Raw genomic sequence first — 11,013 nt, 5'->3', positions numbered from 1 at the left:
TCATCACGCCGCGCGTCGAAGACCCTTTATCGCGGCTCACCGGTTTCACGAAGAAGATGCAGCAACGCGGGTTCCGGCCGGATTCGGTGTGGCTCGAGCGCGATATCCGCGCCGCCAACCGTGACGAACTGGTGCACCTCGGCCTGTCACCCGGCGCGGCGGTGGCGAGTCTGCGGCGCCTGCGGCGCGCGGACGGCATCGTGATGGCGGTCGAGCATTCGGCGCTGCCGGCGGCGATCGTGCCCGATCCGCAAGCCATCGGCGTATCGCTTTACAGCTATCTCGAACAACGCGGCGCCGCCGTCGTGCGCGCCTTGCAGCACTTTCGCGCGGTCAATGCTTCAAGCGAGATCGCCTCGTTGATGGATATCGAACCGCGCTCGGCGCTGCTGGTCATCACCCGTATCGGCTATAGCGCTGACCAGCGAGCGATCGAACTGACCGACACCTATTGCCGCGACGATTACTACGACTTTGTCGCTGAATTGCGCACCTGACCGGCGCGCCTGATTTGCGCACTGAGCGGGCCGCGTGGCCCGCCCGCATGCGGCGCCATCGAGCGCATTTCAGTCACACCCGCATTACGTCTCACCAGAGAGAATCATGCTGACCGGAAACATACTCACCACCGATGGGTGGATTCACGGCACGCTCGAATACGAAAACGGCCGCATCACGGCGCTGACCGGTGAACGCACCGATCCGGCGAAGAATGACGCGCCCTACATCCTGCCCGGCTTCATCGATCTGCACGTGCATGGCGGCGGCGGCTCCGACGTGATGGAAGGCGGCGACGCGATCGAAACCATCACCCGCACGCATGCGCGTTACGGTACGACCAGCCTGCTCGCCACCACGATGACCGCGCCGCGCGACGAGCTGATGAAGGTCGTCGCGGGGCTGGGCAACAACGCGCGGATTCGCACGCCAGGCGGTGCGCGCGTGCTCGGCGTCCATCTGGAAGGTCCGTACATCAACCCCGGCAAGCTCGGCGCGCAGCCCGACGCCGCCGTCTCGGCGGTGATGGACGAAGTGCTGAAGTATCTGTCGATCGCGCCGATTCGCGTGGTCACGCTGGCGCCGGAAATCGCCGGCCACATGGAGATCATCTCCGAGATGGCGGCGCGCGGCGTGCGCGTGCAGCTCGGCCATTCGCTCGGCACTTACGACGACGCCGTCGCTGCACTCAAGCACGGTGCCTGTGGCTTCACGCATCTGTTCAACGCGATGTCGCCGTTGCATCACCGCAATCCTGGCCTCGTGGGCGCCGCGCTCGCGCACGCCGAATTCGCCGAAATCATTCCCGACCTGCTGCACGTTCATCCGGGCGCAATCCGCGCCGCGTTGCGCGCGATTCCGCGTCTCTACGTGGTCACGGACAGCACTTCGGCCACCGGCATGCCCGACGGCGAATACCGCCTCGGCAGCCAGCACGTGACGAAGTGCCTCGGCGGCGTGCGTCTCGCTGACGGCACGCTCGCCGGCAGCACGCTGACGATGGATCAGGCACTGCGCAATCTCGTCTCGATCGGCTTGCCGATCGCCGATGTTTCAAACCGTTTGTCACGCTACGCCGCCGACTACCTCGGTATCGAAGACCGCGGCCGCATTGCGCGTGGCGCGTGGGCCGATGTGGTCGTGTTCGATCGTGAACTGGCATTGAGCGCGACTTACGTCGAAGGAGAATCAATTGTCGAATATGCTTAAAGAGGCGCTGGCGTCCGCTGAAACGGTCGCCGCGCAACTCACGGATACGTCGCGCGTCGAGGCCCTCGCGGCGAAGCTCGCCGAGCAGCCGCGCCATGTCGCATTGACTGTCGCGCGCGGCAGCTCGGACCATGCCGCGAGTTACTTCGCAAGCCTGACGATGAGCCGCCTCGGTGTGCCGGTCGCCTCGCTGCCGATGTCGGTCGCGACGTTGCAACAGGCGCCCTTGCGGGTGCGCGCTCAGCTCGCGCTGGCGTTCTCGCAATCGGGCAAGAGCCCGGATCTGGTCGGCACGATGGACGCGTTGCGCAAGGCCGGCGCGTTGACAGTGGCCGCGGTGAATGCGCCGAACTCGCCGCTGGCCGACGCCTGCGAATTTCATCTGCCGCTCATGGCCGGTCCGGAACTGAGCGTCGCGGCCACCAAGAGCTACATCGCGATGCTGTCGATTTCCGCGCAACTCGTCGCATATTGGCAGAAAGACGACGCGCTGCTCGGCGCGTTGAACACACTGCCCGACGCACTGCAAGCCGCCGGCAAGCTCGACTGGTCGAAAGCGGTGGACGAACTGCGCGGCATCGAACGCATGATCGTGATCGGCCGCGGTCTGGGTCTCGCGATCGCCCAGGAATCCGCGCTGAAATTGAAGGAGACCTCGGGCATTCAGGCCGAAGCATTTTCGAGCGCGGAAGTGCGGCACGGTCCGATGGAACTGATCGACCGCGACTATCCGCTGCTGGTCTTCGCGCCGCGCGGTCCCGAGCAGGCCGGCTTGCTGCAACTCGCGCGCGACATGCAGGCGCGCGGTGCACGCGTGCTGCTCGCCGCACCGGCTGACGTGCCGGAAGCGTCGCTGCCGCTCGCCACGACCGCTCATGCGGCGCTCGATCCGATCGCCGCGATCCTGTCCTTTTACGTGATGGCCGCCGGCCTTGCCGCCGCACGCGGGCGCAATCCTGACGCGCCCCGCCATCTCAACAAAGTCACCGAAACTCACTGACGAGAAATCAGATGCGACGTGTCGAGGAGTCCCGCTTGAAGAGCCATTCTCAAGGCCATATTGTTTTGCTCGCGCCGCTGACCGGACCGGTCGTGCCGCTGGCGAATGTGCCCGACCCTGTGTTTTCGGGCGGCATGTTCGGTGACGGCATCGGCATCGATCCGCTCGAGGGGCGGCTCGTCGCGCCGTGCGACGGCACCATCACCCATCTCGCGCGCACCGGCCACGCGGTCACGCTCGCGACAGCCGAAGGTGTGGAGATCCTGCTGCACATCGGCATCGACACCGTCGAGCTGAACGGCAAGGGCTTTGCGCCGATGGTCGCGCAAGGCGCACAGGTGCGTGCCGGCGACGTGCTGATCGAGTTCGATCAGGACCAGGTCGCGCTGAACGCGCCGAGTCTCGTTTCAGTGATCGCGATTGCCAATTCTGACGCGTTCGAGATTATCGAGCGGGTGCAGGGCGGCATGCTGAAGGCAGGCGAAACGCCGTTGCTGGTGCTGCGCGCTCGCGGCGGCGAGGCGGCGCACGCATCGCGGCAGGCCAGCGCCACCAACGTGACGGAAGAAGCCCGCCAACAAGTCACGCTGATTCACGCCGGGGGATTGCATGCACGCCCGGCAGCGCGCGCTCGCGAAGCGGCGCGTGGTTTCGACGCGCGCGTCGAGGTGCGTTACGAAGGGCGCAAGGCGGCGATCGAGAGCGTGGTGGGATTGCTCGCTCTCGGCGCGGGCGAAGGCGCGACTGTCGAGCTGCTCGGCGTCGGTCCGCAAGCCAAAGCCGCGATCGAAGCGATCGCTCATGAATTGACGCGTGAAGCGCACGGCGAAGTCGAAGAAAAGCCGGCGCGCCAAAGCTCGCCGGCGCCGCAAGCGGTTGTGCGGCCGACGGGTGAAACGCTCGCGCCGAATACGCTGGCGGGTGTCTGCGCGTCGCCGGGCGTCGCGGTCGGCAAGCTGGTGCGCTGGGACGATGCGGACATCGATCCGCCGGAAAAGGCGAACGGCACGTCGGCAGCGGAAAGCCGTCTGCTCGACAAGGCGATTGCCACGGTCGACACGGACCTCGGTACGACCGTACGCGATGCGTCGCAACGTGGCGCGGTGGGCGAGGCGGGCATCTTCGCGGTGCATCGCGTGTTGCTCGAAGACCCGACGCTGCTCGACGCCGCGCGCGATCTGATCAGCCTCGGCAAGAGCGCCGGGTTTGCGTGGCGCGCAGCGATCCGCGCACAGATCGCCATCCTGACGAATATCGAAGACGCGTTGCTCGCCGAACGTGCCGCCGATCTGCGCGACATCGAAAAGCGCGTGTTGCGTGCGCTCGGTTATACGAATGCCGCGGCGCGCATTCTGCCGGAAGAAGCGGTGCTGGCGGCGGAAGAATTCACGCCGTCGGATCTGTCCTCGCTGGATCGCTCGCGCGTCACCGCACTCGTGATGGCGCGCGGCGGGGCGACTTCGCATGCGGCGATTCTCGCGCGCCAGGCCGGTATCCCCGCGCTGGTGGCAGTCGGCGATGCCCTGCACGCGATCCCCGAAGGCACGCAAGTGGTGGTGAACGCGAGCACCGGCCGCCTCGAATTCGCGCCGACCGAGCTCGACGTCGAACGTGCGCGCCTTGAGCGCAGCCGCCTCGCCGGCGTGCGCGAAGCGAATCGCCGCACGTCGCAACAGGCGGCAGTGACGTCGGATGGCCGCGCGATCGAAGTCGCCGCGAACATTGCCACGCTCGACGACGCGAAGACCGCCGTCGACAACGGCGCCGATTCCGTCGGCCTGTTGCGCACCGAACTGCTGTTCATTCACCGCGCCGCGGCGCCGACCATCGACGAACATCGTCAGAGCTACCAGGCGATCGTCGACGCATTGAGCGGGCGCACCGCGATCATTCGCACGCTGGACGTCGGCGCGGACAAGGAAGTCGATTACCTGACGCTGCCACCGGAACCGAATCCGGCGCTCGGCCTGCGCGGCATCCGTCTCGCACAAGTGCGTCCCGATCTGCTCGACGATCAATTGCGCGGCCTGCTCGCGGTCCAACCGCTCGGCGCCGTACGCATTCTGCTGCCGATGGTGACGGACGTCGGCGAATTGATCCGCATCCGCAAACGCATTGACGAATTCGCCCGCGAATCGGGTCGTACCGAGCCGATCGAAGTCGGCGTGATGATCGAAGTGCCGTCGGCTGCGTTGCTCGCCGACCAACTGGCGCAACACGCGGATTTCCTCTCCATTGGCACGAACGATCTGACGCAATACACGCTCGCCATGGACCGTTGTCAGGCCGACCTCGCGGCGCAAGCGGACGGCTTGCATCCCGCAGTGCTGCGCCTGATCGCGGCGACCGTGCAAGGCGCGGACAAGCATGGCAAATGGGTCGGCGTATGCGGCGCACTGGCGGGCGATCCGCTGGCCGTGCCGCTGCTTGTCGGCCTTGGCGTAACCGAGCTTTCGGTGGATCCGGTGTCGGTGCCGGGCATCAAGGCGCGCGTGCGCAACCTCGATTATCAGCTGTGCCGTCAGCGCGCCCAGGATGCCCTGGCGCTCGAATCGGCGCAGGCGGTAAGAGCAGCAAGTCGCGAAACCTGGCCTTTGGACTGAACCCCACGCGGTCCGCAACCAGCTTCGCTCAATCACTACGTATAGATACAAAACTCAACGACGACAGTCGACTACGAGACAAGGATTGGAGGTGTCAATGGATGGGAATCCGTTTCTGAAGATTCAGCGCCTGGGACGCGCGCTGATGCTGCCGATTGCAGTGCTGCCGGTTGCCGGCCTGCTGCTGCGATTGGGCCAGCCCGATGTGTTCAACATCAAGATGATCGCCGACGCCGGCGGTGCGATCTTCGACAACCTGCCGTTGCTGTTCGCAATCGGCGTGGCGGTCGGCTTCGCGAAAGACAACAACGGCGTGGCGGGTCTCGCGGGCGCGATCGGTTATCTGGTCGAAATCGCGGTGATGAAGGACATCAACGACAAGCTCAACATGGGCGTGTTGTCCGGGATCGTGGCGGGTATCGTCGCGGGCTTGCTGTACAACCGGTACAAAGACATCAAGCTGCCCGATTACCTCGCATTCTTCGGAGGGAAACGCTTCGTGCCGATTGTCACCGGCGTGGTCTGTCTGGTGATCGGCATCGTGTTCGGCTACGTATGGCAGCCGGTGCAAGCGATCATCGATACGGCCGGCCATTGGCTCACCACCGCGGGCGCGCTCGGCGCATTCGTGTTCGGCGTGCTGAACCGGCTGCTGCTCGTCACGGGTCTGCATCACATCCTGAACTCGCTGACGTGGTTCGTGTTCGGCTCCTTCACGCCGCCGGGCGGCGCCGCGGTGACGGGCGACCTGCATCGCTTCTTCGCGGGCGATCCGACTGCCGGCACGTTCATGACGGGCTTCTTCCCGGTCATGATGTTCGGCCTGCCGGCCGCGTGTCTCGCGATGTATCACGAGGCCCCGAAAGAGCGTCGCGCGATGGTGTTCGGGCTGCTGGCGTCGATGGCGCTCACCTCGTTCCTGACGGGCGTGACCGAGCCGATCGAATTCAGCTTCATGTTCCTCGCGCCGGTGCTCTATGCGATCCACGCGGTGCTGACGGGCTTGTCGCTGGCGATCTGCTCGGCGCTCGGGATTCATCTCGGCTTCACCTTCTCGGCCGGCTTCATCGACTACGTGCTGAACTACGGCCTGTCGACCAGGGGCTGGTGGGCGATACCGATCGGTCTCGTGTACATGGTCGTGTACTACGGGCTGTTCCGCTTCTTCATTCGCAAGTTCAATATGGCGACGCCGGGCCGCGAACCCGCCGCCGAAGAAGAACAGGTCGAGTCGTTCACGGCCGGCGGTTTTGTGTCGCCCGTGGCGGGTGCCGCCGTGCCGCGCGCGCAGCGTTATCTCGCTGCGCTGGGTGGCGCGTCGAATCTGTCGGTGGTGGATGCCTGCACGACGCGTCTGCGTCTGTCGGTGGTCGATTCCAGCAAGGTCTCGGAAAGCGAATTGAAGACGATCGGCGCGCGTGGGGTGCTCAAGCGCGGCTCGACCAACGTGCAGGTGATCATCGGACCGGAAGCGGACATCATCGCCGATGAAATCCGTACCGTGATCGCGCAGGGTGGTGGCGAGGCTGCGAAGCCGGTGGTTGCTGCACCTTCTGCACCTGCAGTCGCTGCTGCGCCTGTCGCGGCGGCAAGCGGAGTTCAAGCCGGTGCGCTCGATCCGGATCCGCTGCGTTGGCTGGCCGTGTTCGGCGGCGCGGGCAACATCGTGTCGCTGGATGCCGTGGCGGCAACCCGTCTGCGGATCGTGGTGCGCGACCCGTCGGCGGTGGATCGTCAACGTCTCGCCACGCTCGATATGGCTTGGGTCTCGGCGGATACCTTCCACATCGTAGTGGGCGACGCTGCTCAGCGCTACGCGGCACAACTGGCGACGCGTCTGTCGCCGGCTACGGGCGCAGGTACTGCGCCGCAGCCTGCGTAATCTCGGCGAGGCTTCGGGATGCGGTGACTTCGGTCTTCCGTTCGGTTCGTGAGCCGCGTTATTCGAAAAGCCTCCGGGATTCCGGGGGCTTTTTTTATGCACGGTAGAGGCATCGTGGTGAGCGGTGCGGCGCAGCGGCGCAATTTATGAAGCAAGGCGCGGCTGGGGAGTGGGAAAGCACCGCATCCAGTCGAGTTTCGCGTCTCGCGTCAACAAAAAAGCGGCACCTTGATTCAAGGTGCCGCTTGGGCGTTTTCGAGCCTGAGCCTGCCTGCGGCCGGCTGGCAACCGATGCCTCAACGTGTTTTCTGCTTACCTGCTTCAACAGGCCGGCGCGATTCCAGCCACATCACGTTGATAATGCCGAATGCCAGCGCCACGCCAATCCCAAGAAACCAACTGAAATACCACATCACAAACTCCTGTTAATCGTATTGCCGGTCAATACATCGAATGATGATTTTCTTCGAGTGCCGCGGCGGTCACCTTGCCTCGCATTACGCGATACACCCAGCTCGTGTAGATCAGGACGATCGGCAGGAAAATGATCACGGCGATCAGCATGATCTGCAGCGTCATGCGGCTCGAGGTCGAATCCCAAACGGTCAAACTGCTGCGGCCGTCGAGCGAGGAGGGCATGATGAACGGGAACATCGAGAAGCCGGCCGTCAGGATCACGCCGATGATCATCAGCGAGGTCGACAGGAACGCGCTCTTTTCAAACCGCGAGCGCGCCAGCAACAACGCAAGTACGCCGCCTGCGAGGCCGGCCACCGGCGCGATCACCATCCATGGATAGCTTGCGTAGTTGGTGAGCCACAGGCCCGGTGCGCCGATTACGTTCTTCAGCAGCGGGTTGGCAATCGTATCGAACGGCGGCGCGTCGATGATCTGATAGCCGCCGATCATCGTGGCGATCAGCACGCCGGCAAGCAGAAACAGCACTACGGCCGCGAGCGAAGCGATCCGCAGCGCCAGCGAGGCACGCTCGGCGACGATGTCGTCCGCTTTCATCTTCACGAAGGCGGCGCCGTGCGCGGCCAGCATCGACACGCTCACAAGACCGCACAGCACGGCGAACGGGTTCAGCAGCGCGAAGAAACCGCCGTGATACGTGACGCGCAGATCGGTATCGAACGAGAAGGGCACGCCTTGCAGCAGGTTGCCGAACGCCACGCCGAACACCAGCGCCGGTACGAAGCCGCCGATAAACAAAGCCCAGTCCCACGCGCTGCGCCAGCGCGGGTCTTCACGTTTGCTGCGGTAGTCGAAGCCGACTGGCCGGAAGAATAGCGAGAACAGCACCAGCAGCATCGCGAAGTAGAAGCCCGAGAACGACGCGGCGTAGACCAGTGGCCATGCGGCGAACATCGCGCCGCCGGCCGTGATGAGCCATACCTGATTGCCTTCCCACGTCGCGCCGACCGTATTGACAACGATGCGCCGCTCCGCGTCGGTTCTGGCAATGAACGGCAGCAGAATCGCCGCGCCCATGTCGAAGCCGTCGGTGAGCGCGAAGCCGATCAGCAGTACGCCGATCAACGCCCACCAGATCAGTTTGAGGGTTGCGTAATCCATGATGATCTTTCCCTTGGAACAGAGTGGCGGCGAATCAGGCGGCCGTGTTGATCGGCAGCGGCTGATTCAGCGGCTGTTCGTGGTGATAGCGCCCGGTATGCAGCGACGAAGGCCCGAGTCGCGCGTACTTGAACATCAGCATGATTTCGATGATGAACAGCACCGTGTAGAACACGACGAAGCCGGCAATGCTCAGATACAGATCGCCTGGCGTGAGGCTCGAGGCGGACAATGCGGTCGGCAGAATGCCGGCGATGGTCCACGGTTGACGGCCCACTTCAGCGACGATCCAGCCGAATTCAGCCGCAAGCCACGGCAACGGAATCGCCCATACGGCCCAGCGCAGGAACCAGCGACGCTTCTCCAGCAGCAGGGAGCGCTGCGCACAGAACCAGAACGCCAGCACGAAGGTCGCGAGGAACAGGATGCCGAGGCCGACCATCAGGCGGAACGAGAAGAACACCGGCGCCACCGGCGGAATCGTCTTCTTGGCGGCTTGCACGATCTGGTCCGGCGTCGCATCCGTGACGTTCGGGGTGAACTGCTTGAGCATCAGGCCGTAGCCGAGGTCCGCCTTGTGAGCGTCGAAGGCCGCTTTGGCTTCGTCCGTCGCGTCGCCTAACTTCAGCTGTTGCAGTGCGGCGTAGGCGAGCATGCCGTTCCTGATCCGCACTTCGTTCTGGGCCATCAGGTCTTTCAGCCCGACCACCGGTTCGTCGATCGAACGCGTGGCGATGAGACCGAGCGCGTATGGAATGCGGATCGCGTAGTCGGTGCGTTCTTCCTTCTGGTTCGGAATGCCGATGATCGTGAACGGTGCGGGTGCGGGCGCCGTTTCCCATTCGGATTCGATCGCGGCCAGCTTGACCTGCTGAACTTCGCCGGTACGGTAGCCGGATTCGTCGCCGAGCACGATCACGCACAACGTCGATGCCAGACCGAAGCCCGCTGCGATCGCGAACGAGCGCAGCGCGAATTCGGTGTCGCGACGCTTCAACAGATACCACGACGACACGCCGAGCACGAACATCGAGGCGGTCACATAACCGGCCGATACGGTGTGCACGAACTTCACCTGCGCGACCGGATTGAACAGCACCGAGAAGATGCTGTCGAGTTCCATCCGCATTGTCTGGTAATTGAAGGTGGCGCCGACCGGATTGTTCATCCAGCCGTTGGCCACCAGAATCCACAGCGCCGACAGGTTCGAGCCGAGCGCGACGAGGAACGTCACGCTCACGTGCTGCACCTTCGAGAGACGGTTCCATCCGAAGAAGAACAGGCCGACGAACGTCGACTCGAGGAAGAACGCCATCAGACCTTCCACGGCCAGCGGCACGCCGAAAATGTCGCCGACGTAGTGCGAGTAGTACGACCAGTTGGTGCCGAACTGGAATTCCAGCGTGAGACCGGTGGTGACGCCCATCGCGAAGTTGATGCCGAACAGCTTGCCCCAGAACTGGGTCATGTCCTTGTAGATCTGTTTGCCGGTCATCACATAGACGGACTCCATGATGACGAGCAACCAGGACAGACCGAGCGTGAGGGGCACGAACAGAAAGTGATAAAGCGCCGTGATGGCGAACTGGAGGCGCGACAGTTCTACGACTTCGCTAACGGGCATGTTGATCACCTTGGGACGGATGCGTGGCAGGCGTGGACAGCAGCGCCTGCGCGACTTGCTCAGGCGGCAGCGACATATGCTCCGCCTGCGGATGATTGAAAAACGTGTACTTGAGCGCCATCAGCAGTGCGAATTTGATGGCAAGGACGATGGCGATATCCCGCGCCAGCGTCGGACCGCGTACCCAGGCGGCGAGCCGTTTGCGCAGGCTCGGGCGAGGGTGGCTATGGCGATTCAGGGCTAGGGTCATGATCGGTCGAAGGCGACTTCACGCCGGTGAATCCGGCTGGATCCAGGCCGCCTGAGCGGTCTGGCGAGTGCATCCCGATTCTAGGAGCAGTGACTTGGCGCCGTGAGTCCGGCGCTGCGACATTGGGTCGCGAGTTTCGCCCCGTCTGGACAGTATTGCGATGGGGTTTGTGATACGTCAAGAAACGCGTGTCTGGCGAGGGTGTTCTTGAGCGGCGGCCGCGTGGGTCTGCGAGGGGCGGATGTGGCATTCCGTGGGCACAAAAAAGCCCTGCCCTCTTTCGAGGGCAGGGCTCTGCGGCTAACCAGCGCGCGCCGGGCGAACCGCGGCGCGACTCAGGCTTTTAAGCGTTAAGCGTACTCGGTCAAT

Annotated in this window: 9 protein-coding genes; 5 read left to right on the top strand and 4 right to left on the bottom strand. The window is 64.1% G+C overall.

From position 1 onward, the window contains the following. The 5 genes from QOC89_RS03870 to nagE all read left to right on the top strand — a co-directional run. On the top strand, positions 1 to 497 hold a 497-nt coding region (locus QOC89_RS03870; RefSeq protein ID WP_323043812.1), incomplete at its 5' end, for a GntR family transcriptional regulator. Positions 498 to 603: 106 nt separating this feature from the next. Further along, complete coding sequence (gene nagA / locus QOC89_RS03865; protein ID WP_323043811.1) at positions 604 to 1,707, top strand: N-acetylglucosamine-6-phosphate deacetylase; 1,104 nt, start codon at positions 604 to 606, stop codon at positions 1,705 to 1,707. Beyond that, positions 1,700 to 2,707, top strand: a complete 1,008-nt coding sequence (locus QOC89_RS03860; RefSeq protein ID WP_323043813.1) for an SIS domain-containing protein — start codon at positions 1,700 to 1,702, stop codon at positions 2,705 to 2,707. Before nagA ends, QOC89_RS03860 begins: the two co-directional genes overlap by 8 nt. A gap of 11 nt (positions 2,708 to 2,718) precedes the next feature. Beyond that, positions 2,719 to 5,310: a phosphoenolpyruvate--protein phosphotransferase gene (ptsP, locus tag QOC89_RS03855; RefSeq protein ID WP_323043810.1), complete on the top strand. Its 2,592-nt coding sequence runs from the start codon at positions 2,719 to 2,721 to the stop codon at positions 5,308 to 5,310. 97 nt (positions 5,311 to 5,407) lie between these two features. Then, positions 5,408 to 7,192: an N-acetylglucosamine-specific PTS transporter subunit IIBC gene (gene nagE, locus QOC89_RS03850; RefSeq protein WP_323043809.1), complete on the top strand. Its 1,785-nt coding sequence runs from the start codon at positions 5,408 to 5,410 to the stop codon at positions 7,190 to 7,192. 296 nt (positions 7,193 to 7,488) lie between these two features. Here nagE and cydX read toward each other — a convergent pair whose 3' ends face one another. From cydX to cydP, 4 genes are read right to left on the bottom strand one after another with little or no spacing between them, the layout of a single operon-like run. Beyond that, entirely contained in the window at positions 7,489 to 7,605 is a 117-nt protein-coding gene (gene cydX, locus QOC89_RS03845) for a cytochrome bd-I oxidase subunit CydX (protein ID WP_323043808.1), read from the bottom strand. Positions 7,606 to 7,633: 28 nt separating this feature from the next. Continuing rightward, positions 7,634 to 8,770 (bottom strand): cytochrome d ubiquinol oxidase subunit II, encoded by a 1,137-nt coding sequence (gene cydB, locus QOC89_RS03840; protein ID WP_323043807.1) that lies wholly within the window; start codon positions 8,768 to 8,770, stop codon positions 7,634 to 7,636. Positions 8,771 to 8,804: 34 nt separating this feature from the next. Further along, positions 8,805 to 10,394, bottom strand: a complete 1,590-nt coding sequence (locus QOC89_RS03835; RefSeq protein ID WP_323043806.1) for a cytochrome ubiquinol oxidase subunit I — start codon at positions 10,392 to 10,394, stop codon at positions 8,805 to 8,807. Beyond that, on the bottom strand, positions 10,384 to 10,644 hold the full coding sequence (cydP, locus tag QOC89_RS03830; protein WP_323043805.1) for a cytochrome oxidase putative small subunit CydP: 261 nt from the start codon (positions 10,642 to 10,644) through the stop codon (positions 10,384 to 10,386). The genes QOC89_RS03835 and cydP overlap by 11 nt, the downstream gene beginning before the upstream one ends. Positions 10,645 to 11,013 lie beyond the last annotated feature (369 nt).

The sequence above is a fragment of the Paraburkholderia sp. genome (assembly GCF_034668105.1).
Classification (GTDB): domain Bacteria; phylum Pseudomonadota; class Gammaproteobacteria; order Burkholderiales; family Burkholderiaceae; genus Paraburkholderia.
Note: the sequence above shows the minus strand (reverse complement) of the source record. Positions and strands in the feature narration are given on the sequence as shown.

Excerpts from the sequence above, each read along its gene's own strand:
- QOC89_RS03860 (WP_323043813.1), top strand. The coding sequence starts at position 1,700 with ATGCTTAAAGAGGCGCTGGCGTCCGCTGAAACGGTCGCCGCGCAACTC.
- cydP (WP_323043805.1), bottom strand. The coding sequence starts at position 10,644 with ATGACCCTAGCCCTGAATCGCCATAGCCACCCTCGCCCGAGCCTGCGC.
- nagE (WP_323043809.1), top strand. The coding sequence starts at position 5,408 with ATGGATGGGAATCCGTTTCTGAAGATTCAGCGCCTGGGACGCGCGCTG.
- nagA (WP_323043811.1), top strand. The coding sequence starts at position 604 with ATGCTGACCGGAAACATACTCACCACCGATGGGTGGATTCACGGCACG.
- QOC89_RS03835 (WP_323043806.1), bottom strand. The coding sequence starts at position 10,394 with ATGCCCGTTAGCGAAGTCGTAGAACTGTCGCGCCTCCAGTTCGCCATC.
- cydX (WP_323043808.1), bottom strand. The coding sequence starts at position 7,605 with ATGTGGTATTTCAGTTGGTTTCTTGGGATTGGCGTGGCGCTGGCATTC.
- ptsP (WP_323043810.1), top strand. The coding sequence starts at position 2,719 with ATGCGACGTGTCGAGGAGTCCCGCTTGAAGAGCCATTCTCAAGGCCAT.
- cydB (WP_323043807.1), bottom strand. The coding sequence starts at position 8,770 with ATGGATTACGCAACCCTCAAACTGATCTGGTGGGCGTTGATCGGCGTA.